This is a genomic window from Streptomyces sp. NPDC001068 (genome assembly GCF_042897315.1).
Lineage (GTDB): Bacteria > Actinomycetota > Actinomycetes > Streptomycetales > Streptomycetaceae > Streptomyces.
The window spans coordinates 78,548-105,025 of the sequence record NZ_JBIAYD010000020.1; the positions used below are offsets into that span (position 1 = coordinate 78,548).

Annotated in this window: 23 protein-coding genes and 6 pseudogenes; 14 read left to right on the top strand and 15 right to left on the bottom strand. The window is 69.6% G+C overall.

The window, feature by feature from the left end:
- Nucleotides 1-17: 17 nt before the first annotated feature.
- Nucleotides 18-1,376 (top strand): hypothetical protein, encoded by a 1,359-nt coding sequence (locus ACFY3I_RS39755; RefSeq protein WP_390865817.1) that lies wholly within the window; start codon nt 18-20, stop codon nt 1,374-1,376.
- A 49-nt stretch (nt 1,377-1,425) separates the two neighbouring features.
- On the opposite strand, the pseudogene ACFY3I_RS39760 reads toward ACFY3I_RS39755, so the two are convergent.
- Nucleotides 1,426-2,137, bottom strand: a pseudogene (locus ACFY3I_RS39760) (Tn3 family transposase); the annotation flags it as partial.
- Between the two features lie 29 nt (nt 2,138-2,166).
- On the opposite strand from ACFY3I_RS39760, the pseudogene ACFY3I_RS39765 reads away from it, so the two are divergent.
- Nucleotides 2,167-2,680, top strand: a pseudogene (locus tag ACFY3I_RS39765) (DUF4265 domain-containing protein).
- Nucleotides 2,681-2,709: 29 nt separating this feature from the next.
- On the opposite strand, the gene ACFY3I_RS39770 reads toward ACFY3I_RS39765, so the two are convergent.
- The gene (locus ACFY3I_RS39770) at nt 2,710-2,937 is read right to left on the bottom strand and encodes a hypothetical protein (protein ID WP_390865818.1); all 228 of its coding nucleotides are present in this window, start codon (nt 2,935-2,937) and stop codon (nt 2,710-2,712) included.
- Nucleotides 2,938-3,038: 101 nt separating this feature from the next.
- Here ACFY3I_RS39770 and ACFY3I_RS39775 point away from each other — a divergent pair, with 101 nt between their 5' ends.
- Nucleotides 3,039-3,665 carry a DUF6000 family protein gene (locus tag ACFY3I_RS39775; protein WP_390865819.1) on the top strand — a complete coding sequence of 209 codons (627 nt, stop codon included), beginning with the start codon at nt 3,039-3,041 and terminating at the stop codon, nt 3,663-3,665.
- Nucleotides 3,666-3,667: 2 nt separating this feature from the next.
- Nucleotides 3,668-4,069, top strand: coding sequence for a DUF5958 family protein (locus ACFY3I_RS39780; RefSeq protein WP_390865820.1), 402 nt, complete (start codon nt 3,668-3,670; stop codon nt 4,067-4,069).
- A gap of 68 nt (nt 4,070-4,137) precedes the next feature.
- Here the strand turns inward: ACFY3I_RS39780 and ACFY3I_RS39785 are convergent, their stop codons facing one another.
- From ACFY3I_RS39785 to ACFY3I_RS39800, 4 genes are all read right to left on the bottom strand, one after another.
- A complete protein-coding gene (locus ACFY3I_RS39785) occupies nt 4,138-4,377 on the bottom strand; it encodes a hypothetical protein (protein ID WP_390865821.1) in 240 nt (79 codons plus the stop codon).
- Nucleotides 4,378-4,467: 90 nt separating this feature from the next.
- The gene (locus ACFY3I_RS39790) at nt 4,468-4,599 is read right to left on the bottom strand and encodes a hypothetical protein (protein WP_390865822.1); all 132 of its coding nucleotides are present in this window, start codon (nt 4,597-4,599) and stop codon (nt 4,468-4,470) included.
- Nucleotides 4,586-4,822, bottom strand: coding sequence for a hypothetical protein (locus ACFY3I_RS39795; RefSeq protein WP_390865823.1), 237 nt, complete (start codon nt 4,820-4,822; stop codon nt 4,586-4,588). Before ACFY3I_RS39795 ends, ACFY3I_RS39790 begins: the two co-directional genes overlap by 14 nt.
- A gap of 63 nt (nt 4,823-4,885) precedes the next feature.
- Nucleotides 4,886-5,296: a hypothetical protein gene (locus tag ACFY3I_RS39800; RefSeq protein WP_390865825.1), complete on the bottom strand. Its 411-nt coding sequence runs from the start codon at nt 5,294-5,296 to the stop codon at nt 4,886-4,888.
- A 412-nt stretch (nt 5,297-5,708) separates the two neighbouring features.
- Here ACFY3I_RS39800 and ACFY3I_RS39805 point away from each other — a divergent pair, with 412 nt between their 5' ends.
- Nucleotides 5,709-7,043: an ISL3 family transposase gene (locus ACFY3I_RS39805; protein ID WP_390865826.1), complete on the top strand. Its 1,335-nt coding sequence runs from the start codon at nt 5,709-5,711 to the stop codon at nt 7,041-7,043.
- A gap of 109 nt (nt 7,044-7,152) precedes the next feature.
- Nucleotides 7,153-7,971 carry a hypothetical protein gene (locus ACFY3I_RS39810; protein ID WP_390865827.1) on the top strand — a complete coding sequence of 273 codons (819 nt, stop codon included), beginning with the start codon at nt 7,153-7,155 and terminating at the stop codon, nt 7,969-7,971.
- Between the two features lie 143 nt (nt 7,972-8,114).
- On the opposite strand, the gene ACFY3I_RS39815 is transcribed toward ACFY3I_RS39810, so the two are convergent.
- The 6 genes and pseudogenes from ACFY3I_RS39815 to ACFY3I_RS39840 form a co-directional block, all read right to left on the bottom strand.
- Nucleotides 8,115-8,888, bottom strand: a complete 774-nt coding sequence (locus tag ACFY3I_RS39815; protein ID WP_390865828.1) for an IS5 family transposase — start codon at nt 8,886-8,888, stop codon at nt 8,115-8,117.
- 90 nt (nt 8,889-8,978) lie between these two features.
- Nucleotides 8,979-9,437, bottom strand: a pseudogene (locus tag ACFY3I_RS39820) (transposase); the annotation flags it as partial.
- Nucleotides 9,438-9,596: 159 nt separating this feature from the next.
- A complete protein-coding gene (locus ACFY3I_RS39825) occupies nt 9,597-9,986 on the bottom strand; it encodes a VOC family protein (RefSeq protein ID WP_390865829.1) in 390 nt (129 codons plus the stop codon).
- Nucleotides 9,987-10,151: 165 nt separating this feature from the next.
- On the bottom strand, nt 10,152-10,631 hold the full coding sequence (locus ACFY3I_RS39830) for a GNAT family N-acetyltransferase (RefSeq protein ID WP_390865830.1): 480 nt from the start codon (nt 10,629-10,631) through the stop codon (nt 10,152-10,154).
- Between the two features lie 424 nt (nt 10,632-11,055).
- The gene (locus ACFY3I_RS39835; protein ID WP_390865831.1) at nt 11,056-13,155 is read right to left on the bottom strand and encodes a pentapeptide repeat-containing protein; all 2,100 of its coding nucleotides are present in this window, start codon (nt 13,153-13,155) and stop codon (nt 11,056-11,058) included.
- A gap of 216 nt (nt 13,156-13,371) precedes the next feature.
- Entirely contained in the window at nt 13,372-14,352 is a 981-nt protein-coding gene (locus ACFY3I_RS39840; protein WP_390865832.1) for a hypothetical protein, read from the bottom strand.
- A gap of 323 nt (nt 14,353-14,675) precedes the next feature.
- Here ACFY3I_RS39840 and ACFY3I_RS39845 point away from each other — a divergent pair.
- The 3 genes and pseudogenes from ACFY3I_RS39845 to ACFY3I_RS39855 form a co-directional block, all read left to right on the top strand.
- Nucleotides 14,676-14,911 (top strand): annotated as a pseudogene (locus ACFY3I_RS39845) (IS1380 family transposase); the annotation flags it as partial.
- A 240-nt stretch (nt 14,912-15,151) separates the two neighbouring features.
- Nucleotides 15,152-17,182, top strand: coding sequence for a WD40 repeat domain-containing protein (locus ACFY3I_RS39850; protein ID WP_390865841.1), 2,031 nt, complete (start codon nt 15,152-15,154; stop codon nt 17,180-17,182).
- A 480-nt stretch (nt 17,183-17,662) separates the two neighbouring features.
- Nucleotides 17,663-18,278, top strand: a pseudogene (locus ACFY3I_RS39855) (FUSC family protein); the annotation flags it as partial.
- Nucleotides 18,279-18,653: 375 nt separating this feature from the next.
- Here the strand turns inward: ACFY3I_RS39855 and ACFY3I_RS39860 are convergent.
- Entirely contained in the window at nt 18,654-20,249 is a 1,596-nt protein-coding gene (locus ACFY3I_RS39860; RefSeq protein WP_390865833.1) for a glycerol-3-phosphate dehydrogenase/oxidase, read from the bottom strand.
- On the bottom strand, nt 20,246-20,845 hold the full coding sequence (locus ACFY3I_RS39865) for a TetR/AcrR family transcriptional regulator (protein WP_365295640.1): 600 nt from the start codon (nt 20,843-20,845) through the stop codon (nt 20,246-20,248). The genes ACFY3I_RS39860 and ACFY3I_RS39865 overlap by 4 nt, the downstream gene beginning before the upstream one ends.
- A 77-nt stretch (nt 20,846-20,922) precedes the next feature.
- On the opposite strand from ACFY3I_RS39865, the gene ACFY3I_RS39870 reads away from it, so the two are divergent.
- From ACFY3I_RS39870 to ACFY3I_RS39880, 3 genes are all read left to right on the top strand, one after another.
- The gene (locus ACFY3I_RS39870) at nt 20,923-22,545 is read left to right on the top strand and encodes an FAD-binding oxidoreductase (RefSeq protein WP_390865834.1); all 1,623 of its coding nucleotides are present in this window, start codon (nt 20,923-20,925) and stop codon (nt 22,543-22,545) included.
- 168 nt (nt 22,546-22,713) lie between these two features.
- Nucleotides 22,714-23,595, top strand: coding sequence for a diacylglycerol/lipid kinase family protein (locus ACFY3I_RS39875; protein WP_390865835.1), 882 nt, complete (start codon nt 22,714-22,716; stop codon nt 23,593-23,595).
- A gap of 360 nt (nt 23,596-23,955) precedes the next feature.
- Entirely contained in the window at nt 23,956-24,474 is a 519-nt protein-coding gene (locus tag ACFY3I_RS39880) for a molybdenum cofactor biosysynthesis protein (RefSeq protein WP_390865836.1), read from the top strand.
- Nucleotides 24,475-24,675: 201 nt separating this feature from the next.
- Here the strand turns inward: ACFY3I_RS39880 and ACFY3I_RS39885 are convergent.
- Nucleotides 24,676-24,822: pseudogene (locus ACFY3I_RS39885) on the bottom strand (IS5/IS1182 family transposase); the annotation flags it as partial.
- Nucleotides 24,823-25,127: 305 nt separating this feature from the next.
- Here ACFY3I_RS39885 and ACFY3I_RS39890 point away from each other — a divergent pair.
- Both ACFY3I_RS39890 and ACFY3I_RS39895 read left to right on the top strand, forming a co-directional pair.
- Nucleotides 25,128-26,138 carry a hypothetical protein gene (locus ACFY3I_RS39890; RefSeq protein ID WP_390865837.1) on the top strand — a complete coding sequence of 337 codons (1,011 nt, stop codon included), beginning with the start codon at nt 25,128-25,130 and terminating at the stop codon, nt 26,136-26,138.
- 146 nt (nt 26,139-26,284) lie between these two features.
- The coding region (locus tag ACFY3I_RS39895) for a hypothetical protein (RefSeq protein ID WP_390865838.1) at nt 26,285-26,478 on the top strand (194 nt) is incomplete at its 3' end.

The window sequence follows — 26,478 nt, forward strand, 5'->3', positions numbered from 1 at the left end:
GGTTAAGGTGCGCTGTCGTGGACGCAGATGATCTTGACTACCGGGCCCGAACGCTGACGGGCTGCATTCCTCCGCGGCTGGTGGCGCGACTTCTCGAACTCGGTCATGAGCGGGAAGTGGAGTTCCAGGCCGGCCGCGGGGAGTGGTTCTGCGCGCTGGAGTGGGCCCGGCTGCTCGGGCATCGGGGCCGGCACGGGCAGGCGTTGGAGGTGCTCGCTCCGTACGTCGCCACGACCTGGTGGCCGGCGGCCCGAGCCCGGGCGGAGCTGCTGGAGGGCTGGGGCCGGGCGGAGGAGGCGATCGCGCTGTCCCGCCCGTACACGGAGGCCGGCGACCGGCTGGCGCTGGTCTTCTTCGCACGCCTGCTGGCCCGCCACGGCCGCAGCGGCGAGGCGTTCATGCTGCTGCGCACCGGAATCCAGGACGGGGTCCTCGCCCAGTGCCTGGTCGAAGTCGCCGAAACGGCGGGCATGGACGAGGAAGCGGCGGCCCTGTTGGAGGGCCGGATGGAAGCGGCGGTCCCTGCCTGCAACGACCCGGACTGCGACAACCTCCGGATGGAACCGTCTAACGCCGTCGGCCTGCTCGCCACGATCAGGGAACGCCAGGGCCGGATCGAGGAGGCGATCACCCTGCTGCACACCCGCAAGACCACCTCCCGCAACGGCCGTGACCAGCTGGCCGACCTGCTGGCCAGACACGACCGAGTCACGGAACTGCGTGTGTACGCAGCGTCCGAGTACCACGGGCACGCCGTGCAGCGCCTTGCCGAAGTGCTGGAGGAACGCGGCGACGTGGAAGGCGCGATCGCCGCCTACCGCATCTTCGGTGCCAGGCCGTCCGGCATGCGGCAAGTGGCTGTATCACTGTCCGAGCTCCTGGTCCGGCACGGACGGAGCGACGAGGCGATCGAGGTGCTGCGCGCGCACACCGAACACGACGCGGAGGACTGGCTCGTCCACACGCTTTGCACCCTGTACGCCGACCACGGCCGGTCCCGAGAGGGCCTGGCCCACCTCGATGCCATCAAGGCACGATGCGACGGCAAGGAGTACTGGGACCTCTTCCAGATGCGGCTTCCGCTCATGGCCGACTGCGGCCTGCTCGACGAAGCAATCGAGGAGACGCGGGCGCACCCCGAGGGTGACACCTTGTACGCGGCCTGGGCCTTGTCGGACATGCTTGCCAAGGCCGGCCGTACCGAAGAAGCCGACGCAGTCCTCGCACAACACCCGGAGGTCAACAGCTCTCGTCGGGCCGAGCGCCTTATCGACCTCGGCCGCATCCAAGACGCTGTACGACTCCTCCAGCAGCCGATAAGCAAACCGACCACACCCGCCTGGGACGGCACCTACTTGACCGAACCACCGTTCTGACAGCTCGGGCTGGTACGCGCTACGTCTCCACCTGACGTCGCGCGCCGGTTCAGTCGTTGCCCACGTCGTCTTCGACGGCCACCGGGTCCCGGAGAGGGCGCAGGCCCTGGCCGGGGCCGCTGGCCTTGATGTTGAGCGGGTAGCGGCCCTAGCAGTTGATGTGCAGGTCCTTGAGCGGGGGGAGGCGTGCGAGGTCCTCGTCCTTGATGTTGTGGCCCTCGGCGCCGAGCTGGGCGACGGCGGCGTCGAGGTAGCGGGTGTTCCACAGGACGACGGCGTTGAGGACCAGGCCGAGGGCGGCGAGCTGGTCCTCCTGGCCCTCGCGGTACGCCTGGCGTGATCTGGCCCCCGCCGTGGCAGATCGCGCGGGCGAGACGGTGACGGGACTCCTGCACGGTCAGCTGCCGGTTCATCAGCCGCCGGTAGGTGTCGTCCACCGGGTCGACCGAGGCGAGCAGGTGCATGGTCTTGTCGATCCGCCCGTACTCGGCGAATGCGGCGCCGAGCGGGGTCGGGTGGCCCTCGCCGCCGAACATCCGTAGCAGGTCGTAGGCCCGGACCTGGTTCGTGATGAGCGACCCGGCGACGCGGAGCATGTCCGGCCAGTGCGTGGTGATCCGCTTGAGGTTCACCTTGTTGCAGGCGACGGCCTCCAGCGGCCTGTAGCCGGCGGCCGCCGTCTCGCCGTCGGGCAGGTCGGCCCGCCAGAACCGCTGGTCGGCGAGGTCACGGAAGCGCGGGGCGAAACGGAAGCCGAGGACCGGTTTCGGCTCGTGGCCGCGAGATCCGCGTGGGCTTCCTTACACATCGGGCCCGGGTAGGTGACGCGACCCATGCCGATGGCTATCGGATCAAGGTCTGGTTCCGGTTCGTGCCGGGCGAAGGCTGGCTTCCTCAAGACACCGAGGGGCTGTGGGCCACTCGGCTCAGCGAGGACGCGGCGTGCGTGGAGAACGTGCCCCTGCTCCAGAACGGGGTTGCCGAAGGCGACGTCGTCCGATTCACCACGGACGCCGAAGGCCGGCACTGGGCGGTGGATCGCGTGGAAGCCTCCGGCAACTGCACGCTTCGGGTCCTTCCGGTTCTCACCGAACCGCTCGGCCCGAGCGCCCGGGCGGTGCACGAGAGGTTGTCGCCGTTCGGGCTGGGCGCGAGGTCTTCATGACCAGTTCCCACTGGTGGCGTTCAACGTGCCGGCCAGCTCGGAACTTGCAGGCATAAAGTCGCTGCTGGTAGGTGGAGTTGCCGAGGGCTGGTGGCACTTCGAGACGGTGTGCGTCACCGATGATTGGGTCAATGCGTAGCGGTCTTCCTATGCCGGGCGATGCGCTCATCAGCGCTCCTTGGGGATGATCGGCATGCCGAGGTCGACCGAGGCGCGGGGCCGGTTTCGGGCCACGCGGTCGAGCGCGGTGAGCTTGTTGCGTGCAGCCTCGGCGCTGACTTGGAGACCTTCGACCTCGCCGAGCCAGCCGTTGGCGCGCGCTTCGTCGATGCGGTCCCTGAGGTTTCGGATGATCTCTTCCAGACGCCGTCGCTGTGTCGGGTCGACCCGGAGCATCGGACAGCGGCTGCAGGCTTCTCTGAACCAGCAACTACGGTCCGTTGAGGCAGTGGGCAAACCTTTGGCACGTGAGTACCGTCCCGGGCCAGGATGTGGCTATGCGTGATGTGCAGAGCGATCCCGAGTTGCAGGATCTGGTTCGGCGGTTCGTCACGCCTGATCGGCGATACCTTCGGTTGGGCGGCAGCGCTTTCCGGTTGAGCCCGGTCGAGCGCTCCGCGTTCGTGCGGGATCTGGCTCAGGCTGCGTGCGAAATGACTCCGACGGAGCTCGGCGTCCTTTTCGAGGGTGGATGGCGCGAGCGCAAGACTGCCGCCTGGCTGGTTGCTGTGGCCCACAGGTCCGAGTTCCGCGAGCTCATAGGCCGGCTCCTGCTGGCCAGCGAGGGGCCGTATGCGGGCGCGGCATACTGCGTCGCCCTTGCGAAGTTCGGTACTGCAGCGGATGCCGAACTGCTCAGCGCATACCTCGATCACTACTTGTCGCGTCCCGACCTCGATTACGACCAGGCAGTCGTCCTTGGGACGCTTCTGTACCTCGATGAGATTCTCGGCTCCGCGTACACGACACGGTTCCTTGCCCCGGCCGGCCCCTGGGACCGATGGCTCGAGGTCCGGGCCGTCACGGCTCTCGACCCGCATGACTGTCGGCAGGCCGTGCAGCAACTGTGCGCATTCGTCGACGAGACCGCTGAGGTCTTCGCCTCGCTGGCCTGCGGGAGCTGATCATGACCGAGCGGGACATCATCCTCACCGAACTCGCCCAAGGACTGCGCCCGATGTCACAGGGCATCGAGTGGTTCGACACCCACAGCCCGGAGGAGCAGGCCGAGATACTCCTGTTCCTGCGCCACCACGGCGTGCAGGCGCGCGCCGTCACCGAAGACGGACCGGAGAGCATCCGACATGCCGGGCTGCGCCCGACGCACACCCCGGCGGTCCTGATCACCTGCGGCCCGATCGACCAGCAACTGAGGAAGATCGCCGGCCTCACCCCTGTCGACGAACGACGTAAGGTGTTCCGGCTACTGGCCGAGGTCCTCGCGGTCGCAGACGAACGGCGCCGAGAACGCCTCTGCTCCGGCGGATGCGGTCACTGGTGGCACAACCTGCCCGTCGCTAACGGGTGAGGACGAGTCCCCGTCGCTGGCCTCCGCCCCTGGACTCCATGTGCGGCAAGACGGACTGACGGCAGTGTTCATGCGCTCGTGTCGTCGGCGGCGGAGCCGATCACCGTGCTCAGGGCCTGCAAGGCGTCATCGTATTGGTGGCGGTCGAACCGGAACGGACCGAATGCCACGTAGTCCCGGGTCTTGCGGTGGGGTTGCTCGAAGGCGTCCCAGGTTACGAGACCCGCTGTAGCGGTGATGCGGGCCAGGAGCGGCCAACACCCCCACTCGCCGCATTCACAACCGAGGACGGGGATCTTCGGCCCCATCGCTCCAGTGGACAGTCCGAGGAAGTGGTCCTGCATCGGGCCGAACCGGAAGAACTCCGGAATCAGACCGCCGTAGGCATCACCTGCAGGCTACATCCCGGCCGCGATCTCGTACTCATCGATCAGCTCGGTGAGTGGTGCTCCGTCGATGTGAGGGACGACCACGAGCGGACCCCTGTCGCCACGGTGCTGGCAATCGAACTGGATCTCATTGCTGATCATCCCGCGATTGTCTCAGCGCCCCTGCTCCCTCCTTCTGGGCGGGGTGAGCCGGGGCCTTGCGCGGCATGCCGAGGTTGATCGCCACGCTGCCGGGCGCGGGGGCGATCTGGTCGATTCTGGATTCGGCGTCGGCGAGGCTGACGCGCAGGCCCTCGATTTCGCCGAGCCAGCCCTTTTTCTCGGCTTCGGCGATCCGGTCGAGGAGGTTGTCGCGGATCTCCACCAGGCGGCCGCGCTGGGCGGGGTCGGGGCGCAGGAGGGAGCAGCGGAGTCAGGCGCGCCCGTGCTAGCGGTTGAGGTTGTGGTAACCGCGGAAGTCGAAGAACCGCAGGCCGTCGATCACCGCTCCAGACAGGATTTCCGGCAGGGTCCATGGGTGGGTGGTGTAGTCGTCCGTTGCCACGCCTCCCTGCTCAAGCAGCAGAGCGATTATTCGGTGAACCTCTGCGGTGCCGTCGACCCGCCCGGAGATGTCGATCTGCACCGCCCAAGTGGGGTGATGTCCGACGGCCGCTTCAAGGATCGCCACATCCTCAGGATCCCAATCGGAGAAGAGGTGGCCGGTCTGCTCATCGTCGATGTCGATGTAGAGGTTGCCGTCCAGAGTCCACGGATCGCGCTGCTCGGGCAGATGCCGATCGAGCGAGGCGACGGTCTCAGCTCGCTCACCTGCGGGAAACACGAAGACAGTTCGCATGGGTTGGAGCGTAGGCAGTTCAGCTTCGTGGCGACCATGGATTTCAGGGGCAGCTTTGGTCCGACGACGTAGTGGTGGTGCGGATGGCGACGTCGGCGAAGGTCGGCATGCCGAGATCGATTGTGGAGGGTCGGCGGGCTGGCTGCGTAGGTGAAATCGAGGTTCTGGCAAAGATCTTGGGCCCTGTCACTGATTTGGGGATTGGTGGCGATCAAGAGTAAGTGGGCATCACCTGGACGTGGGGGATGTGGTTCGCCTGAACGACCTTTTTCTTCCGGGGGGTTGGGGTGGCGGTAGATGGAGTGGTTCTCGGGGACGCTGAGGTCCGGCTGACTGTGCGGTCCGCCGTGGGGTCGGCTGCCTGTCCGGGATGTGGGCGGAGCTCCTCGCGTGTGCAGTGTCACTACCAGCGATGCCTGGCGACCGTCCCGTCGTGGGCCCGCAGGTGCGACTCGATGTGCGGGCACGCCGTCTCGTGTGCGGCAACGGCAGTTGTGGACGTCGGACGTTCGCCGAGCAGATACCGGGCCTGACGTGTCGGCATGCTCGCCGTACGAACGCGCTCACCACTCAGCTCACGGACATCGCCTTGTTTCTGGGCGGACGTGCGGGAGCCAGTCTGTGCGGGCGCCTGGCTGTGACCACTGGCAAGGACACCCTGCTCCGTCTGCTGCGCCCACTGCCCGTCCCGGCGCCGCCGTCTGTCCCGTGTCTGGGTGTCGACGAGTTCGCCGTGCGCCGCGGCCGGACCTACGCGACGATCCTCGTCGACATGAACACCCGGCGCCCCGTCGACGTCCTCGCGGACCGCACCGCGCACACCTTCGCGGCCTGGCTTCGCGAACACCCTGAGGTAAGGGTCGTCTGCCGTGACCGCGCTGGCTCCTTCCGCGACGGCGCCCACGCCAGAGCACCACAGGCCCGGCAAGTGGCCGACGCCTGGCACCTGCTGCACAACTTCGCAGAGGCCGTCGAGCGCGTCGTCGGACGACACCGCGCCGACCTGCGCGAACCCCTCACGACCCGGCCCGATCAGGACGACATCCCTCCACCCGTAAGCGTCAACCCCACCGCCCCGGACGAGCTGGACGTGCACGGACGACCGCGACCACTGGTCGCCCGCACCCGCGAGCGCCACCAGCAGATCCACGAACGCATTGAGCGCGGCAACAGCCTGCGGGCCATCGCCCGGGAGCTCCGCCTCAGCCGCGGCACCGTCCTGCGCTTCTCCCGGGCCGCCGATGTTGAGCAGCTTCTCGTCGCGGCTGCCCACCACCCGAGCATGATCGACGACTACCGGCTCTATCTGCATCACCGCTGGATGGAGGGCTGCACCAACGCTGCCGCACTCACCCGGGAGATCCAGCAGTTGGGCTACCGCGGAGACGTCAACACCGTCCGCCGCCACCTGCGGCCCTACCGCACCGGGACTATCCCGGCGGATGCCCCGCTGCCGCATCTAACTGTCCGCAGGATCACCGACTGGATCATGCGCCGGCCTGAGCAACTCACCGAGACCGAGCGTAAGTGCCTCGACGTTGTCACCGATAGCAGCGCACCCGAACTTGCGCGGGAAGCTGGCTTGGCTGGTCGACTCAGGTCAGCCGAGGGCTTGCTTGTAGGTCCAGTTGCCGGCGGGAACCGTGGTCGGCGTGCCGATCGGGCTGCGGCCTCCCGGGAAGAAGTGGGCCGAACCGTCGGCCATGAGCGCCCAGATATCGGGGATCTTGTCTCCGTTGACGTCTGATGTGCGCGGATCAGCCGGATGTCGGAGCGGTCCGGCCGACGGTTCGCCGCACACGTATCGTGAGCCGTGGCTCCCGAGTGCTGACCCGTGCGAGAAGAAGGAACGAAGCATGGATGTATACGTGGAGGCGACCCTCGATCCGCTTGGTGCGGCAGATCGGGGGGCCGTCCTGGTCGACTGGTTCGAGAGGGCATTTGCCGGCCCTCTTGCTGAACTGGTCCATCAGGAGGATCGTGCTGAATTTGGGGTGCAAACCGGGACCTCCGTCCGGCAGTCCGGGGGGAGTCGCCGAAGTAATATGTCTCATCTGGGAAGGAGTCGCGCGCGACTGAGGGCGGAGCTGGAGCAGAGCCCGGATTGGGTTGTCACAGAGTTCTACGGAGATGACACTCTTGGTCGGGTGCAGTGCTCCTATTTTCCGGTGGAGGGCGGTTGGCCGAAGCTCGTTGTTGGCCTCCAGGCGGGATCTTTGAGGCTGGCCGATCCGAAGTACTGTGCAGATCTGGTGGATTTCCTCGCGCAGGCGGTCGACAACTTGAACCCGGTGTTCGCCCGTATCGAAAGGGACTCCTTTTCCGACTGGTCGAACATTGAGGCTGCTTTGACGAGAAATCTCGATAACTCGCTTCCCGAGGGCCGGGATTTCCTGCGTGGCTACGCGTGGGTCACGGTGTGCCCGCAAGAACTGGCGGTCCGACTGGGCGGCCCGGAGACGCTGGCGGATGCCGGTACCTTCCACCGTGTGGTCCCTTTGCGGCAAGGAGGGGTGCTGTTGCAAGCGTCTGAGACGCTGGCTGGGTATACCGACCACGTTGTGGAATGCGTGTTCGCCGCGCTCGCCCCGGTGCTGCCGGAAGGTCAGCCCTATCCGGATCCGGCCCATCCCGAGCTCCGTTTCGTGTTGCGAGACGCCGCCGATGCGCGCTGAGCGGGCCATCACGTACATGTGCAGTCGCCGCCGCCTGACTGCTGACAGCGGGGAAGGCCCCTTTCCGGCAGGTCGGCCAGCCTTCAGGGGGCGTGCTCACGATCGCCCTGGCGCTCGTCGCTAGAGGGCGTCTGAAAAGCCTGTCAGCGGGCTGGTCTTGCGAGGCGGCGCACGAGGAGCATGGCCATGGTGAGGTAGATGGCGTTCTCCGAGCAGACGCGGAGGTACTCGTAGTCCTTCGAAAGGCGGCGGCACCGCCCCAGCCAGGTGAATGTCCGCTCAACCACCCAGCGACGAGGGACCACCGCGAAGAGGGGCGCTGCCGGTGGTGGTGTTCCTGCCTTCGACCAGGTCGAGCGGAATCCTCCTTCGAGGCGCTGCACGACCTCCACGGTGATGCCGGTGGCTTCTCGGGCCCAGCTGTGGAAGTCGGCGCCGCGGTAGCCCTGGTCCGCCCACACGTGCTGCAGGCGCGGAAAGGCGTTGGCGGCCCGGGAGAACAGCACCACGGCGCCGTCGCGGTCGCCGACGCTCGCCGGGCTCACGCAGGTGACCAGAACGGTGCCGCGGGTGTCGACGAGAAGGTGACGCTTGACGCCGCTGACCTTCTTGCCGCCGTCGTACCCGTGCAGGCCACCACGTTCACTGGCCCGGACGCTCTGACCGTCCACAATGGCAGCGCTGGGGGTGGGTTCACGGCCGAGCCGCACCCGCTCGCGCAACGTCGTCAACATCCGCTCCCACACGCCTTCTTGCTGCCATCCCCGCCAGTAGTGGTATACCGTCCGCCACGGCGGCAGGTCATGCGGCAGCAGTCTCCAGGCACAGCCGGCCCGCAGCCAGTACGCCAGCGCGTTGAGGATCTCCCACTCCGCATCGGACAGATCCGTCGAGTAACGGGTACGCAGCCCGCACACCCCAGCCCCCGAAAGTGCGCACCACCCCGCTACCAGGCAACTTGCCCGCTGTCAGGCTTTTCAGACGCCCTCTAGTGTCAATGCCGACGGTGTCGGGTGTCCCGGCGGCGTGGTACCGGGCCGTGCCCTCGGTCCAGGAACGGGGGACATACAGTTCCCGGTCGATCGCCACGAGGCCGCGCCGGGTGGAGTAGGCGAGATAGACGGCGACCTGGCTGTTCTCGATGTGTCCTGCGGTCCCGGTGTACTGGCGCTGCGCACCGACCGTGGCCGTGCCCTCCTTCAGGTCGCCAGTCTCGTCGACGACCAGCACCGCTGCGGTGTCGTGCAGTTGCCCGACGACGGAGCCGCGGATGTCGTCGCGTACTGGGTCACCGTCCCACTTGGCTCTCGACAGCAAGTGCTGCAAGCCGTACGGGTTCGAGTCCCCGACGTGCTCGGCGAGCGTCCAGCAAGTCTTGCGTGGCAGGTCAGACACCAACCGAGCACTAACGCCCGCGCCCGGCGCCGTGGTTCCACCCGGGCGAACCGTCCCGCGATACGGCCCATCAAGACCTCGAACGTCTTCTGCCAGCAGACGGGATCTATGCCGTGGCCCGCGGCCGCCGTCTGATCTTCTGTCTTCACCGACCGATGATCGACGGCGGCTGTACCCGTTCACAGACCGACCCCGCCCAGCAGGTGCCTTGTGCCGCCGAAGTTTGACCATCAGCCGAGGTAGTTCGCGCGCCCCTCGTCGTCGAGCTCGAAGGGGCCCTCAGGGATGATGCAGAACTCATTGCCCTCGGGGTCCGCCATCACCAGGAATCCGCCGCCGGCGTACTGCTCCAGCCTGCGCCCGCCGAGCATCTCGATCCGTTGCTGCTCGGCGGCGGGATCGGGAGAGGTGATGTCGAAGTGCATCCGGTTCTTGTTCGACTTGGGTTCGGCAGTTCGCTGAAAGCCCAACCCCAGGCCGTTCTCGCGCCGCAGCCACACGTACGGACCCATACGTCCCACGACCGGCCTGCCGAGCAGTTCGGACCAGAACGCGGCGAGCCGCTCAGGGTCTGCGGTGTCGACGATGAGGGCATTGATCTGCATAGATGAGTCCGCCATGCCCCCATCCTCTCAAACGGGCGCTCAGCAGCGGCTGTGACCACCGGGAAACAGACTTCGATGAGCGAGCCGCCCTGCAGTCAGACTTCCGCGGTCTCCACTCAAGGCGCGATGGCACAGGACAGCAAGATCGCGATCTGTAACTGGAGTATTAGTTGATGCATCTCAACAAATAACGTGACTCATCTCCATTTCAAATTTGCCTGAGATGCTGGGCAAAGGCTGCACTTTACCTGTGGCAGCAAAATCATGTGCTTGATATAGCCGCTCGGCAGGAATATTTCCTTGCGTAACCCATGTCAGCACCTGACGAGCTCCGACGTAGCGAGCATGCTCAATTACCGCCCTCACAAGACCGTGGCCAACCCCTCCGCCTCGTGCAGCGGGCGCTACCCACATCGCGGTCAACTCCCTCGCCAGGGCGTTCTCCTCAACCGGTACGACGCCGACAATGCCTACCACCTCGTCCGCAGACCGGGCGAAGAAGTCCACTCGCTCACTCAAGGCGTCCCGCCACTGACTCTCCGACAGCGATCGCGCCTGTTCCACCGTCCAGCCATAAGCATGAGGCGCGTCCACCAACGACGTGATCCGAACGTCCCGATACAGAGACCACTCACAGGGTTTCACCCGCTCAATGTCCATGGCCAGAGCATAGACGGCTCGTCCGGAAGCCTTCCCACCTGCGGACTCTCACCCTCAGTTCCGCATGGCTGTTGATTTCAAACAGGCACTTGTGAGGCGGGCAGTGTGCGGGAAGTCCCCGCAGGTCATGCGCCGCGCCAGGTCCTGTGACGGCCGTTAAGCAAAAAGAGCAACTTGGTGCGATCGCTCCGAAAGGGCGACAACCTGGAAGGTCCTTCCGTGTCCGTTGCAATCACCCCTCGCCCCATGGGCTCGGGTGAGAGAGTCGTAGTTGAGCTGATCCTCGCCAATGAACTCCCTGGCGCGGCTGCACTGCGGGCCCAAGTTGACTTCGTGCCGGTGGTTGCCAAAGGGGGGAGTAGATTCCCCGAGTGTCGACCTGCTGGTACTGGAAGGATCTCCTCGGGCGAAGGGAGTTTCCGATCTACGGTCCGGAGGTTCTCTCGGTGGGGGAGTGGTGCTTGCCCAGGGTGGTGGTGCGTACGCGGAAGGTGCCGTCGGGGGCTGTTTCGGAGCGATCCCGGATGGTCCCGGCGATCGTGCCGGGCCACTTGGTCGTGCTGGACCAGACCGCCTCCGCGAAATCGGCACCGTCGGTGCGTGCTCCACTCAGGTCGGCCCCGACCAGGTCCGCGCCGCGCAGCCGGGCTCCGACCAGCTTGGCCCCTCTGAGGCGCGCTCCGGTCAGCTCGGCTCCGGCCAGGTCCGCGTGGGTGAGGTCGGCGCCCGTCAGCTGCGCGTTGAACAGAAAGGCCAGAGTGAGCCTGGCTCTGATCATCTGGGCCTGGGAGAAGTCCGCGGCGAAAAGATGGGCGCAGGTCAGGTCGGCTTCAGTGAGGATGGCCTTGGTCAGGTCGGCCTCGCTCAGGTCAGCGGAGGTCAGCTGGGCCCGCAGGAGCTTCGCGCCACGCAGGTCCGCATTGTCCAGGGCGACATCGGTGAGGTCGGAGTCGGTCAGGTCGGCCCCCGTCAACTTCGCCCCCGAGAACAGGGCGCCAGTCAGGTTCGTACGGGTCAGGCGGGCACCGGACAGATTCGCGTCCACCAGATAGACGTCGGCCAGGTTCGCGCCGGTAAGGATCGCCCCCGTCACGTCCACGCCCACGGTGTTCGCTCCAGCCAGGTTCGCGCCCTTCAGCTTGGCTCCCGACAGGTTCGCCTGCGTCAGACGTGTCCGGGTCAGGTCGGTCCGGCTCAGGTCGGCGCCCGTCAGAATCGCCTTCGTGAGGTCGGCCCGGCTGAGATCCGTTCCGGCGAGGGTCACGCCCACGAGATCGATTCGGTGCAGCTGCGCGCCTGACAGGGAAACGGTCGTGCCGGACTTCAGCGCACTCCTGAGGCCGTCCCGCCCGACGAGGCCGGCGGGCCGGGAGGCCCGCGTCTCCTTGCCGTGGCCGACGTCACCGGTGCGGAGCGGCCGGAACGCCGGGGCGGCATCGCAGAAGGCGATCAACAACCTTTGGAGGAAGGGAGGTTGACTCTTCTCCTCGGACTTGTAGGGCTCGGGCGACCAGCCGTGCACGCGGTACACGTCATCGAAGAGCTGCTCCGAATCGTCCCGTATCCGCTCGGCCGGCCCGATGGGCCAGACGGTTTCCGAGGTCCACCGCGCCCCGGCCAGGTTCGCGCCCGACAGCTCCGCGCCGCTCAGGTCGGCGCCCGTCAGGTCGGCTCGATCAAGACACGCCCCGGTCAGGTCGGCACCAGCGAGGTTCGCCCGGACGAGCATCGCCCCGCCCAGGTCCGCTCCGCGCAGCCGTGCTCCCGCGAGGTCCGCGTCCAGCAGGTTCGCGTGCGTCAGGTCCGCTCCGGTCAGGTCGGCTTCTGTAAGCCGTGCCCGGACCAGCCTCGCCGAGCCCAGCTCCGCGCGGTCCAGGCGGGCCCGCGTCAGGTCGGCGCCGATCAGATTCGCCACATAGAAGAAGCTCCGGGACAGGTTCGCCTCCCGCAGGCGCACCCCCGGCAGCGTTCCCAGTTGCGCGTAGACCCAGGGCAGATCCACCCCGGTCAGGTCCGCTCCGCTGAGGTGGGCGCCCTTCAAGTTGACCGGCCGGGCCACCTCCTGCGCGCGGATGCGCCGGGCCAGTTCGTCGGCCCACGGGTACGGTCCGTCAGCGGCCACGGAAGGGCGACCGGGCGGCGTGTGCCAGTACCGGCGGTCGGTCAGCCGTATCTCCGTTCCCCCGTCCAGGGCATCGGGTACCAGGATCCGGAGCGCGAGCCGGCCGGCCGGCTTGAACACGATCGGGGCGACGACCCCCAGTACCAGCGCGATCAGGGACCTGAGCGCATTCGCCGCCCCCGACGTGCCGGCCGAAGTCGCCGCCGTACAGCCGACCGCCGCTCCGAGGAGTGCGTGCAGGAACAGGCCTGCGACGAGGGCGCCGGCGCCGGGCCCGTCGGGGTAGTCCCACCGCCCGTACCGGTGTGTGAACGGGTCTTCGTCGCGCAGGAGAGCAGCCCGGACGATGAGACATCTGTACAAGGCGGCACCGACCAGCCCCCACACCGCATATGACCACATGAGGTAACGATATGGCTCGGGCGTCGATCATCAACAGGGCCATTCCACTGGCTGGTTGACGTCCCATCGGGGTGACGGACCGGGGTTGCTTCACGGCGCCCGGGCCGGCCGCGACGGGTCGCTCCCGCTAACGTGGTCTGATCGGCGCCTTCCACGAGGCGGATCTCGCCACGTGGAAGGGATGCGGCCATCGCCGCGCAGGTCCTCGACCGAGCATCAGGTCTCATACCGCTCTCTCGCAGCGGATGGTTCGGCAGGGCTGACGTCCAGAACCGTCACGCCCAGCACGAGCATCGGCTCGACGCTGATCTCCAGCAGCACCCGCGTCATGATGAACGAGGAGCCGGAATGCGTGTGTTCCTCCCCGTGGGCCCTCCAGCGGATACGGCTGGGCACCCACAATCTGTCATCGACCCGATAGGCCAGAGGTCTGCCAAGCCGGCCGTCAAAGGCCAGGCGGCCGGTGCCGGGCACCGGGAAGTCCGGGGCGAAAGGCCGCGCCGGCCCCGTGATCACCGCCCGCACCTGCTGCACAACCGACTCCGACCGCACCAGAAGGTCCAGGTCCTGGGCACTTACCGTCACTTTGGTACCCCATCGCTTCAACAGCGCGGGAATGCCGTCCTTGATCAGACCCAGGAAAAGCGATCTGTCCGTGCCCAGACGCTGTTCTGCTTCTGCACGCAGATCGGGGTGAAACGCGGAGCGCGCGGCGAAGTCCTGGTTACCGGAGAGAAACCAGAGCATCTGGTTCCGGTCTTCGAAAGCGGCGAGCAGGGTCAGCCAGACCACGGTGTCCCGGATGCCGTGGGCTTCGGCCTTGCCGACGTCTCCGGCGACCGATGCGGCTCGGGCGGGGAGACGACGTTCGGCCACTCGATCCAAGGCCTCCTCCGCGGCGCCTTCGGGCGTCGGCAGGATCGCGAAGAACGTGTGGAGAGCCTCACGCCGGCGGCGGGCAGCGTCTCCCGATGAACGCCCTGTCAGCTTCTGGGCCTCGAAGCGGCGGTGCGCGAGGTGCTCGGTCGCCACCGTCTGCGGCACCGCGAGGGTGTGCCCGTGCAGGCTGGCCGTCGTGTGCAGCATCCTGAACACGCGCCCGTCAGGGAAGCCGGCCAGTTCAAGCTGGTCGGTGTCGAGGACGATCAGTGCTCCTCGGTCCGTGTCGGGCAGATATGGGTTGGACATGCGTCCCATCGACCAGATCCCCTTCCCTGTCGCCGTCGCGGCCCGTTCTTCACCCGGCCCTGCCATACGAGGACGAGGTCGGCGTCCTCTGCAGCGTCGAACGCCTGGGCAAGGTCGCCGCCGAGGCCGGTCAGGAGCGCGACGTGCGCGTTCCGCTTGCTTGATCGGCTAACTCCGTGCTTTCACGAAGTGGGCTGTCCAAGGCTTGATCAGAAAAGCGGAAAGTGCTCCTGAACTGCAACGATAGGACTTGCTGAGGGTCCTGTGGGTTGCGATGAAAGAAGCACTCCCAGGTGAAGAAGCGTAGCTGGTCGTGCCCGCCTGTCCGAGTCGAGGGAATTGTGGTCGCCGAAGACGTACTGGACGGCCGGCCCAAGGGCATGCGGCTGATGGTCCGCAAGGAACGCCCCATCCCGGTGCCCAGTTGAGATTGCCCGACGTCGTAGGCATGCGGCTGACGGCATTCGCCACCAATACCCAGGACACGGCGATCGCCGCGCTGGAACTGTCGCCACAGGAACTGCGGCACCGCCAGCGGGCCCGTGCCGAAGACCGCATCCGCGCCGCCGCGACTTCACGGGCCGACCCAATCTGGAGTTCACCAGGCATATCCGGCATGGTTGCCACGCCACCCTCGTCGACTGTCCCGGTGCCGACGACACGTGCGCGAGGAGCTTCGAAGACAGTTGCCCGGGGCTGGTGGACTTGGTTCAGGCCAAGGGGTCGTCGATCGGATGACGAGCTGGTCGAAAGGCCGCCGACACGAAGCCGCTTCCTGATTGTCAGTGCCTCCTGCGAGACTCGTTCCATGGTTCCGAAGCTGCCCTTGCACAGCGCTCGTTGGCGTGATCTTGACGGTGTGAGGGTCGAGGCGGTGGAAGCACTCCTGGAGCAGTTGGCCTCCGCGGCTGCCGCCGGGAGCGGCGATGCGTGGCGGCAGACCTGGACATACCTGGCCGACGGCCTGATCGATGACGGAGTCGTCGCCGACGGGGCCTATGCGGCCCTGCCGCATCTCGTGGAGGCGGCAGCGGCCCTGCCCCCGGGACAGACCGTGGACTTCTGGGTGGACCTGGGAGTCATCCTGACCGCCGATCACAAACCCCCCGTCCCGGCCGATTTGGAGGCGGCGTTCAGCGCCGCATTGCGTCTGGCCGAGCGGGCGGCCACCCGAAGTCTCCTCGTCGCCGATACTCCCGCGCAGGTCTGCGCCCACCTCGTGCTCTCCTGCGTGGCCCTCGCCGGCCACCACATGGGCGAAGCGCTGGGGCGGTTCCTCGATCCTCGGGCAAGTGACCTCCTGCTGGTGTGTCCCGGGTGCGGGAGCGACACCGAGATCGCCGATTTCCTTGTGAACCCGGCGCGTCCGGCTTCTGAGGTTCCGGAGTTGCCTGATCCCGCACGTGCCCGACACGGAGGACATCCCTGGGAGGAGGTCGCCGCGGCATTGCGGGAGGATGCGATGGGGAAGGTGTGGGAGCCCTTCGTGCGGGTGGCCCGCGAAGTCGCGGTGGCAGGGGTACCTCCCCAAACGCCGGGGCAGGCTGTCCTGTGCATGGTCGCCGCCCTGGTTGCGGTCAGGGGCACCCCACAACGGGCCGCACGGGAACTGGCCCGCCAACTGATGTCGCTCACTGGATACTTCCGCTGCTGGGACTGCGAGCAGGCATGGACGATCGCTGACGGCCTGGCGGACAACCCGGACGGGGCGCGCCCCCAGCACCGTTCGGCTGAGGCGTGGACGGACTCCGACGGGGCGGCTGCCACGGTGGAGTCTGCAGCGGCCGGAAGAACGGGTGAAGCAGCGGCTCGGTTCCGGCAGGACGGGAACGTGGTGCTCGCGGCCGACGGCACACCCTGGGGCCGTATATCGATGTTCTCCGATTCCGGGCTCGGTCAGTTCGGGGGTGTCAGCTCATTGGCGGTGTTGTCCCGCCCCGGTCGGCCGACGCTCGTGGCTGGCGCCGGGGAGGCGGGTGTGGTGTGCCTGTGGGACGTGGCCGACGGCCGGCTCGTCCATGACCCTCTGACAGGACATCCTGACCATATCCGCTCTATGACGGCCCTGCGCCTGACCGACGGCCGCGTCCTTCTGGCGAGCGGAGGCGACACCGGGACGATCGGCCTGTGGGACCCTGCCACCGGGCAGCCGGTTCGTGAACCGGCCGGCGACGCGCCCGGCGGGGTGATTGGAATGTGTGCCGCGATCGTCTCCGACGGCCGCACCCTGCTCGTCACCGCCACCCCCCGAGGCGTGGTGCGGCTGTGGGATCCGGATACCAGTGAGTGCGTCGGCAGCCTCAACCCCTATGGCAGTCCGATCCAGTCGATCGCCGCCGTCCCGATCGCCGCCGGCCACACGCTGATCGCGGCCTCGGACACCGCCGGCCGCCTTCACGTGTGGGATCCAGCCGTCGACGATCCCTGGGAAAAGGGCGCGGCCGTGCAACTGAACGCAGGCGCCCTCGCCGATGCCGACCACCGTGTGGCGGCTGTGGTGGCGGTGCCCACACCCGACCGAACCGTGCTGGCCACGGCAGACGACCGCGGCGTGGTCATGCTGTGGGACCCGGCCACCGGTGCCCCGATCGGCGACGGGCTGCCCGTCTCCACAGGCACGGCCGGCCTGCCGGTCATCACCGGCACCCTGCAGGGCGGCCGCACGGTCCTGGTCACCGGCACCCGTCACGGTCACCGACTGCGTAGGTGGGAACCGGAGACCGGCGCGATACAGCACATCGCCCTGGACGTTCCGCTCACCTGTCTGGCCACAGCGGGCTCGGACTTGATCGTCGGACATGGCTGCGGAGTTCTCAGCCTCCCGCTCACATGGCAGTGAGCGGATTCGGCCGCAGCCCGTCCCCCATCGCGCGGAACAACGGGACTGGGCAGCGAACGCAGCTGTGTTCATGCTGGCAACTGGTGTCGTAGGCGCGACCGCAGTCACCCAGAGCTCGTCAAAGCCTCCGTCCGACTCAAACTGAGCAAGGCCGGTATCAACGAGGTTCCACCGGTACTCGGTTGCCGTCCCTGGATGCCCTGCTGGAGTTCGTGCGCGTCACCAGCAACCCCTTACCGCCAACTACTGTGGAGCGTGTTGCGAAAGTCCCGTCCAGAGGCGCCCGCCCGCGTCCGGCCCGTCCGGACGGATGGCGGACGCGCGCCCCCGGGCGGCTCGCCCTGCAGCACTCGGCAGGCCCGGGTCCGAACCCGCTCCTGAAGTCACGGACACGGTCGCTGTCCTCCCCGGTCCGCGAGAACTTCCGTCGGGACGCGAGCGGCGCGCGCCCGACGCGATCCGGCCGGGTGTTCGGGCTAGGCTCGCCGGTTGCGCCATGACCCGACTGCCTCGTTCGACCCGGAGCCGTTGACGACGGCCTGGAACGTGGCCGCCGTAACGCCGTCACAGGCCCGCACCCGTCCTCCCGTCCTGCACGGCCCCCGGGGGCTCGCAGAGCGCATTGGGCCGGTCGTCGCTGCGCTCGCCGCCCCGGACGTGGGCGCCTCGGCGGAGGGACCCGGGCGGGACCGGGCGCGGGAGCTGCTTGACGCCGCCGCCGATGTCCTGGACACGGTCGCCCGTTCGGTCCGCCGCGGCCCGGCCGCCGAAGTGCCCCCCCGCGACAACGGACGTCCTGCGCGTCGGCGGTGAGCAGGAGGTATCGGAGGGCTCCACGCGGCAAACCGCCGAGCGGCTGATGGAACTGCTCGGTGAGGCACTGGAGATTGCCGGGAGTGGCGGCGCACGCGGGCGGACGTCCATGCCGCCCGGTCTCGTCGGCGACCAGTTCCTAGTGCGTCCGACCATGCTGCGGTTGGTGCCGGTCGTAGTCCAGGCGGTCCGCCGCGAGCTGCGCCGGGACTCGCCGGTGTCCCGGCACGCCGTCCGCCTGGCGGCGGTGGCCACGCTCGGCTATGTGAACGCCGCCCGGCTGGCCCGGGCGGCACGACTGCAGATGCGCAGACTGGCCGTCGAGACCGGTCTGGCCAAGTACACGGAGGTCCGGGCGGTCCTGGACGCGCTTGAGCAGGGAGAGGCCGTGCCGCTGCCGGACCGGTCCGGACCGCTGGTTCTGCGGCTGCGCACGGTGCTCGTCCAGTCCAACGCCCACCGGGACGACCTCCGCAGGTGGGCAGCGGAGAAAATGGTGCACGCGGTATGGGGCTCGCCGCACCGGGCGGTGTACGAGATCGCGACCCCCCGCCGTCGCCTGAGCGTCGACTGGCGCGCCGAGCTGCTCGCCGACCTCTGCTGACGGGCCCCGCGGTCCGGCAGCGGCGCCCCTGACCGTCGCCGAGGGACCGCCGCTTCAGGGCTGTTCGGCCAGCGCCTCCGCGAGGATCTCGCGGGCCGTCTCCAGGGCCGCCGCGCGGTCGGCGGGGATCAGGCCGATGCGGGTGCGGCGGTCGAGGAGGTCGGACTCGTCGAGGGCGCCCTCGTGGCGCACGGCCCACAGGAGTTCGGCGCGGGTCACCGGGTGGCCGGGCAGGACGGGTTCGCGCAGCCGCTCGTCGTACGCACCCTGTGCCTCCAGCGCCGTCGCCTCGGTGCCGTATCGGCGGACCAGGCGGCGAGGGGCGGGCAGGGTGGCGAGCCTGGCCGGTGCGGCCGCGCCGACCAGGGGCAGCGAGGCGGTGGGCGAGGGGCCGGCCGGCAGACCGTGGGCGGAGACGGCGGCGTCGACGGCGTCCTCGGCCATCCGCCGGTAGGTGGTGAGCTTGCCGCCGACGATGGTGACGACACCCTCCGAGGACGTCAGGACGGCGTGCCGGCGGGAGATGTCGGAGGTGCGGCCCTTTTCGCCGGGCTCCCCTGCGGTGTCCAGCAGCGGGCGCAGCCCGGCGAAGGCGCCCACGACGTCGTCACGGTGGACGGGGATGTCCAGGACGGAGCCGAGTACGTCGAGCAGGAACCCGATGTCCGTCTCCGGCACCTCCGGGACGTCCGGGACCGGGCCGTCGACGGGCTCGTCGGTCAGGCCGACGTACACCCGGCCGTCGCCCTGCGGCAGGACGAGGACGAAACGGTTGGTCTCGCCCGGGATCGGGATGTGCAGCCCGGCCGGCACGTCGCCGAGCCGGTCGGCGCGCAGCACCAGATGGGTTCCCCGGGACGGCCGGATCCGGATGCCGTCGACCAGTCCGCCCGCCCACACCCCGGTGGCGTTGACGACCGTGCGCGCCCGGATCTCGCCCTCCTCGCCGGTGAGTTCGTCGCGGACGCGGGCGCCGGTGCCGGACAGTTCCAGTGCGCGGACCCGCGTGAGGATGCGGGCGTCGTGCGCGGCGGCGGTGCGGGCGAGGGCGGTCACCAGGCGGGCGTCGTCGCACAGCCGGCCGTCCCAGGACAGCAGCCCACCGCGCAGCCCGTCGGTGCGCAGGGCCGGGGCCAGGTTGCGGGTCTCGACGGCGGACAGCCGGCGTGGACCGGGCAGGGTCGCGCGGGCGGTGCGGGCCGCCATGCGCAGGGTGTCGCCGGCCCGGAATCCCGCCCAGGCGAGTGCCGCCTGGCCGCGGGAGACCAGCGGGGTGAGGGGGAGCACGAACGGCTGGGCGGAGACCAGGTGGGGCGCGGTGCGCTCCATCAGCACACCGCGTTCGACGGCGCTCTCGTGGGCCACGTCGAACTGGGCTGAGGCCAGGTAGCGCAGGCCGCCGTGGATCAGCTTGGAGCTCCAGCGGGAGGTGCCGAAGGCCAGGTCGTGCGCGTCGATCGCGGCGACGGTCAGGCCGCGGGCCGCCGCGTCGAGGGCTGCACCTGCGCCCGTCGCGCCCAGTCCGACGACCAGGACGTCGACGGCGGGTCCGCCCACCGTGTCGGCCAGTTCCCGCGAGCGGCGGGCGGCGGACAGGGAGGAGCCGGGGACGGGGGTGTGCGCGGCGGCCGTGCCGTTCGTGGGGCTCATGGGGTGAGGGTCCTCTCCAGGATGGTCCGCAGCTCCGCGAGGAAGGCGGCGGTGTTCAGGTCCGGGTCGTCCTCGTCGGTCATGGTCCGCAGCGACAAGGTGAAGGACTGGACGACCAGCAGCACGGACCGGGCCTGCCGGTCGGGGTGGCCGGCCCGCACGGATCCGTCGGCGTGCCCGTCCCGCAGGCCTGAGGTCAGCAGTTCGAGCAGGGCGTTCTGGCTGGCGCCGCGGCGGTCCAGCACGTAGGGGAGGAGCAGCTCGGGATCGACGTCGACGATCTTCCGGAAGAGCGGGTGCGCGCGGAACTTCGCCACGCCCTCGACCAGCCCCTCGACGATCAGCTCGCGCGCCGGGCGGCCGGGCCGCGGCTCGGGCATGGCGCGCGTGGCGACGTCCACCCACTCACGCGTCATCAGATCGCCGACGAGCGAGCGCACATCGGGCCAGCTGCGGTAGAGCGTCATGCGCGAGACGCCCGCGCGGCGGGCCACGTCGGTCAGGGTCGTGCGGCGGACGCCGACGGCCAGGACGCAGTCGCGGACCGCGTCGAGCACCGGATCGCTGTCCCCATGGTTGTGACGAATAGGCGTCATGTGTAACAGTGTAACGCCCTTGCGGCGGCGCCCGGAGGACGGGCACGGCGCGGAACCGATCGATGAGGACAACCGCCATGGACATGCTGTGGAGTGGCTGGGGCGACCCGGCCGAGGCGGCGCCGCTGCCCGACACGGTGATCGGGCTGCTGCGCGACCTGCTCGGAGTGAAACCGCGCGACGCCGAACCGCTGCGCCTGGAGGAGATCGCCGTCCCCGCGACGCCGCTCGGTGCGGAGGTACTCGCGGAACTGGCCGCCGCGGTGGGCGGCGACGCCCACGTCCGCACGGACGCCGAGTCCCGTGTCCGTCACACCCGCGGCAAGTCCACCCCGGACCTCCTGCGGATCCGCGCCGGGGACGTCGCCGACGTGCCCGCCGTCGTCGTCCTGCCGGCCGGACACGACGAGGTCCTCGCCGTCCTGCGGGTGTGCTCCGCGCACCGCCTGACCGTCGTCCCCTTCGGCGGCGGCACCTCGGTCGTGGGCGGCCTGGCCCCCGGGCGCCGGGGCCCCTTCGTCGCCCTGGACCTGCGCCGTACCGACCGGCTCGTCGATGTCGACCCGGTCTCCCGCACCGCCACCCTGGAGGCGGGGCTGCGCGCCCCCGAGGCCGAACGGCTCCTCGCCGAGCACGGTTTCACGCTCGGCCACTTCCCGCAGTCCTACGAGTGGGCCACCATCGGCGGCTTCGCCGCGGCCCGCTCCAGCGGCCAGGCGTCCGCCGGATACGGCCGCTTCGACGAGATGGTGCTCGGTCTCACCGTCGCCACCCCCGAAGGCACCCTGGAGACCGGCCGCGCCCCGCGCTCGGCCGCCGGCCCCGACCTGCGCCAGCTGATCCTCGGCTCCGAGGGTGCCTTCGGAGTGATCACCTCCGTCACGGTCCGCGTCCGCCCCCAGCCTGCCACCCGCGTCTACGAGGGCTGGCGCTTCGCCTCCTTCGAGGAGGGCGGCGCCGCGCTGCGCCGCCTCGCCCAGGACGGCCCCCGGCCCACCGTGCTGCGCCTGTCCGACGAGACCGAGACCCTGATCGGCCTCGCCCAGCCCGACGCCATCGGCGCGGCCGCCCCGCAGGACACCGGCTGCCTCGCGATCGTCGGCTTCGAGGGCACCGAGGAGGACACCGCCCACCGCCGCGAACTGGCCTCTGCCATCCTGCGCGAGTGCGGCGGCACCCCCGCGGGCGAGGAGCCCGGGGAGCGCTGGGCGCACGGCCGTTACTCGGCGCCCTACCTGCGCGACGCCCTCCTCGACGCCGGGGCGTTCGCCGAGACGCTGGAGACGGCCGCCTTCTGGTCACGCGTCCCGGAGCTGTACGCCGCCGTCCGCACCGCCCTGAACACGACGCTCACCGAGGCGGGCACCCCACCCCTGGTCATGTGCCACATCTCCCACGTCTACGAGAACGGCGCCTCGCTGTACTTCACCGTGGTCAGCGCGCAGGGCGAGGACCCGGTGGCGCACTGGGCCCCGGCCAAGGCGGCCGCCAACGAGGCCATCCTCGCCGCGGGCGGCACCATCAGCCACCACCACGGCGTAGGCACCGACCACCGGGACTGGTACGTCCGCGAGGCCGGCGAACTGGGCGTCGAGGCACTCCTCGCCGTCAAGCGGCGCCTGGACCCGGGTGAACTCCTCAACCCCGGTGTCCTGTTGCCCACCGGCCGGCCCACCGAGCCGGCCGCCGACCGGCCCTGACCCCTCGGGCGCCGCACCGCCCGCCGCCCGTCCCGCACAGCCACCGGCCCGTGCTCCGGGCGACGGGCCCGCCGCCGATCCCCGGCCTGCCCACGCTTAAGATCCGCCCAGCACCCGCACTCACTCACCACCCGCGCGCTGCCGACCCATCGCCCCGGAGGCTCATCCATGCGACAGTTCACCGCCGTCGTCAACCCCACCGCGGGCGGATCCAGCGGGGCCGCCGCCCTGCTTCAGGTGGCGCGGGTGCTGCGGGAGGCCGGCGCCGAACTGGAGACGGAGTACAGCCGCAGCCTGGCGCACGCCCAGGACATCGCCCGCGCCGCGGGGGAGCGCGGGCGAGTGGTGCTCGCCGTCGGCGGCGACGGTATCGCGGGCGCAATCGGCGGGGCGCTCAGCGGCACCGACACCGTCTTCGGTCTCGTCCCGGCCGGGCGCGGCAACGACTTCGCGCGGGCGCTCGGCCTGCCGTCCGACCCGGAGGCCCTGGCCCGGCTGCTGTTCGACGGTCGGCCGCGCCCGGTCGACACGATAGAGGTGCGCTCGGCCGCCCACGACCGCACGGTCGCCCTCGGCAGCGTGTACGCGGGCATCGACGCGCTCGCCAACCGCCACGCCAACCAGGCCCGTCTGCTGCGCGGGGCCGCGTCCTACTACGCGGGCGGTCTGCGCGCGGTGACCACCTGGCGCCCGGTCGACTACCGGGTCACCCTCGACGGGCAGGAGCAGACCGTCCGCGGCTACACCGTGGTGGCCGCCAACTCCGCCTTCTACGGCTCCGGCCGCATGATCGCTCCCGGCGCGCGGGTGGACGACGGGCTGGTGGACGTCGTGATGATCCGCGAGGCGCCGCGCCGCCTGTTCTTCACCATCATGAACGAACTCAAGTCGGGCGCCCACGTCGGACGCCCGGAGGTCCAGGTGCTCAGGGGTCGGGAGATCCGCATCGAGTCCGACCGCCCGGTGCCCTACGGCATCGACGGCGAGGTCGACGCGGTCCTCCCGGTCACGGCGAAGGTCCTGCCCGGCGCCCTGAAGATCCTGCACTGACCGTCCGGACCGATCCCACTCCCCGCCCGGCGCGCACCGACGACCCGTGCGCCGATCCTGGACGGGCGCTCGACCACCCTGGTCGGGTACAGAAGCCTCGCATCGGCGAAAGGCTCCGGACATCCCGTCGAGGGACGCGGGGGACTGCGCGCCCGGCCACGAACTCCGGCAGCCGATCACCACCGCAGCCCCCGTCAGGGGCAGGGACCTCCCGCCGGCGCGAGGCTCGCGGCATCCCGTCCAGGGGCGCGGGAACCGCCCGCCCAGCCACGACGCACCCGCAGCCGACCACGTGAACGGACCCCAGCCCGGCCGACTGCCCGGACTCGCCGGGTTCCACGAACTCGGTAGGCTCGCCCTGTGCGGCAGGTGGAAATCGTCCAGCTCCTCGTCTCGCCAGTGCACCGCTTCGCGGGCCGGCCGGGCGACGGCGTCCCCGACCTGCCCGGCGACGAACTGGTGAAGACGGCCACGGTGCGTGCCGGACTCGGGCTCGTCGGCGACCGGTACTTCAACCGGCCCGCCCACCGCGACGCCTCCATCACCCTCATGGCGATCGAGCGTCTGCCCGCGAGCGCGAACGGCGGCGTGGAGGCTGACCTGCTGCGCACGCGACGCAACGTCCTGCTGCGCGGAGTGGACATCGACGACTACATCGGCACGACCGTGTTCCTGGACTGCGGCACCGGGCCGGTGGTCCTGGAGGCGCGCCGCGCGGCCCGGCCCTGCGGCTGGATGGACGCCACCCTGGGCCCCGGCGCGCGCCGGGCGCTCCGTTCCGGAGGCGGGGTGCGCTGCCGTCCGCTGACCGACGGCGTCCTCAGCGTGGGACCGGCGGAGTTCGGGGTGTGGGAGCCGGACGGGGAGAGCCATGCGTGACCTGCGGATCCGCATCGATGCCGTGGACCTGCAGGGCCGGATCTCAACGAGCTGAGCGCGGGGCGTGGACGGTGGTATCGCGTACGGCAACGTCCGTGTCGCTGTGCGGCACCGTGTCCCCCGCGGCGCGCTCCTCGGTTTGCGGCCGGCGGACGCGCCGTCCGCCTCCTGGACGCTGGGGTGCACCGTCACGGGCACCCGCATGGCCTTCAGCCCTTCGCTGTCGTGGGTGTTGTCGGCCGCGACGCCGACGAGGAAGGGCGGTTGGTTCGCGTCCGCGAGGATGTGCATCTTGGAACTCGGCATGCCCCGATCCACGGGGATCGGACCTGTGTGTTCGCCGCTTTTTATGAAGGCGGAGTGGGTCGAGGGTTCGATCGGGGCGGACGGCCGGGGCGCCCCGTTCCGGGCAAAGCCGCCGGTCGGGGGCGCACGAGTGAACGGCTGGGGGCGGCCGGGCGGCCACCCGGCGGTGTTGTCCCACGAGCGTCACGGTTGGGCAACCACCGCGCCGGAGGGGCTGGGAGCCGGGTCGGCCGAGCCGCAAGATGAGTGCTGGGCGGGGACGACATAGGGGGTAGGGAGCAGTGGAGTTCACGGTTGAGCGAACGCTGAGACGACGTGGCCGTCGGTGGGTCACGGGAGGGGCCGCCGTGACGGCGGCAGCCCTTGTCTGGCTGCTCGTCGCTCTGAGGGGTGGCGGCGGCGTCCAGGTGCCGCTGATCCTCATGTTCCTGACGCTGGTGGCCACCTTTCGGGGCTGGCAGGACCTGCGCAAGGCAGACCGGCCGTTCCGGCTGCGGATCGACGGGTTCGGGATCACGTTGCACGACGCGGAGGTCGCGTGGGAGCAGATCGACGCCGTCTCCCTGTGGCACCTCCCCAGCACCGGCGAGGACAGCGAGAATCTGACGCCGCCGAAGCCGCGGCTGACGCTGTGGACGGTGTCCGGTGTGACGCTGCCGCGGAAGGCCGAACGCACCTGGGACGGCCGGAGCCGCTACACCCTCCTGGACTGTGAGGATCTGGACCAGTCCGTCGCCGAGATGTCGAAGGCCCTGGCCGCGAACGCCGGCGATCGTTTCGAGACGGCGCCGCGCGCGGTGCGCCCGCCGATCCCGGTGAGCGTGTCGGGGCCCGAACTGAGCGTGCCGGGAGGGGAACGCGTCTTCGTCGACGCACAGCGGTCCGGGACCTGGGCGCTGATCTGGGCGGTGGCTGCCGTGATCTTCGCTTACTCGTTCTGGGAACTGATCAACGGCGACTTCATGGGCGCGGAGGTCTTCGGCGCGTTCGGGCCGCTCGGCGCCATGGGCTGCTCGTACCTCACCTTCCGCTCCTACCGCCGCTGGCGCAAGCCGCTGCGGCTGCGGATCGGCCCCACCGGGATCAGCATGCGCGAGGTCACCGAGGACGAACAGCACTTTCCCTGGCCGGAGATCGCGACCGTCATGGTCGGCGCGTCGGAGGCGACCAGCGACAAGCGGCCTTGGCTCGTGGTGTGGCCCCTGCCGGGCACCCGGCCGGGAGCCAACCCCACGTACCTGGTCGACGGCCACCAGGCCTTCGCCCTGGTCCGGCTGGACCGCCTGCCCGGCGGGGCGGAGGCGGTCGTGCCGGTCCTGCGGGCGTACGCGGGGGAGCGCTACGCCGAGACGGTCTGAGCGGCCAGGAAAAGAAGTTGCGCGCCCTTCGGCCAGGACTGCCGCCGAAATCGAGTAGGCCGGGTGGACAACGGGACTCCCGACAGTGTGCATGCGACCGCGCCACGGGTCAGTGCGGGCTGCTGCCCGCGCTGACCCAGCACCTGATGCAGGCCGCCCTGCAAACCGCGATGGACGAGCACCTGGCCGCCGAGGCCGGCCGCGTCGGCGGGTGCGAGTCCCGCTCGGGCGGCAACGAAGTCGCACAGTTCGGGGTTCTGGCCGATCTTGCCCACCTTGGGCCGGGGGCGGCGACATTCGGCCCGGCGGTGGGCGTGGAAGGGCTGGTAGGTGAAGCCGC

Bases quoted from the DNA above. Each gene is read 5' to 3' on its own strand.
- ACFY3I_RS39810 (WP_390865827.1), top strand. From the start codon at position 7,153: ATGGATGTATACGTGGAGGCGACCCTCGATCCGCTTGGTGCGGCAGAT.
- ACFY3I_RS39785 (WP_390865821.1), bottom strand. From the start codon at position 4,377: ATGGGGCCGAAGATCCCCGTCCTCGGTTGTGAATGCGGCGAGTGGGGG.
- ACFY3I_RS39775 (WP_390865819.1), top strand. From the start codon at position 3,039: ATGCGTGATGTGCAGAGCGATCCCGAGTTGCAGGATCTGGTTCGGCGG.
- ACFY3I_RS39865 (WP_365295640.1), bottom strand. From the start codon at position 20,845: ATGACGCCTATTCGTCACAACCATGGGGACAGCGATCCGGTGCTCGAC.
- ACFY3I_RS39840 (WP_390865832.1), bottom strand. From the start codon at position 14,352: ATGGGACGCATGTCCAACCCATATCTGCCCGACACGGACCGAGGAGCA.
- ACFY3I_RS39860 (WP_390865833.1), bottom strand. From the start codon at position 20,249: ATGAGCCCCACGAACGGCACGGCCGCCGCGCACACCCCCGTCCCCGGC.
- ACFY3I_RS39850 (WP_390865841.1), top strand. From the start codon at position 15,152: ATGGTTCCGAAGCTGCCCTTGCACAGCGCTCGTTGGCGTGATCTTGAC.
- ACFY3I_RS39780 (WP_390865820.1), top strand. From the start codon at position 3,668: ATGACCGAGCGGGACATCATCCTCACCGAACTCGCCCAAGGACTGCGC.
- ACFY3I_RS39830 (WP_390865830.1), bottom strand. From the start codon at position 10,631: ATGGACATTGAGCGGGTGAAACCCTGTGAGTGGTCTCTGTATCGGGAC.
- ACFY3I_RS39825 (WP_390865829.1), bottom strand. From the start codon at position 9,986: ATGGCGGACTCATCTATGCAGATCAATGCCCTCATCGTCGACACCGCA.
- ACFY3I_RS39835 (WP_390865831.1), bottom strand. From the start codon at position 13,155: ATGTGGTCATATGCGGTGTGGGGGCTGGTCGGTGCCGCCTTGTACAGA.
- ACFY3I_RS39790 (WP_390865822.1), bottom strand. From the start codon at position 4,599: ATGATCAGCAATGAGATCCAGTTCGATTGCCAGCACCGTGGCGACAGG.
- ACFY3I_RS39870 (WP_390865834.1), top strand. From the start codon at position 20,923: ATGGACATGCTGTGGAGTGGCTGGGGCGACCCGGCCGAGGCGGCGCCG.
- ACFY3I_RS39875 (WP_390865835.1), top strand. From the start codon at position 22,714: ATGCGACAGTTCACCGCCGTCGTCAACCCCACCGCGGGCGGATCCAGC.
- ACFY3I_RS39805 (WP_390865826.1), top strand. From the start codon at position 5,709: ATGCCTGGCGACCGTCCCGTCGTGGGCCCGCAGGTGCGACTCGATGTG.
- ACFY3I_RS39800 (WP_390865825.1), bottom strand. From the start codon at position 5,296: ATGCGAACTGTCTTCGTGTTTCCCGCAGGTGAGCGAGCTGAGACCGTC.
- ACFY3I_RS39770 (WP_390865818.1), bottom strand. From the start codon at position 2,937: ATGCTCCGGGTCGACCCGACACAGCGACGGCGTCTGGAAGAGATCATC.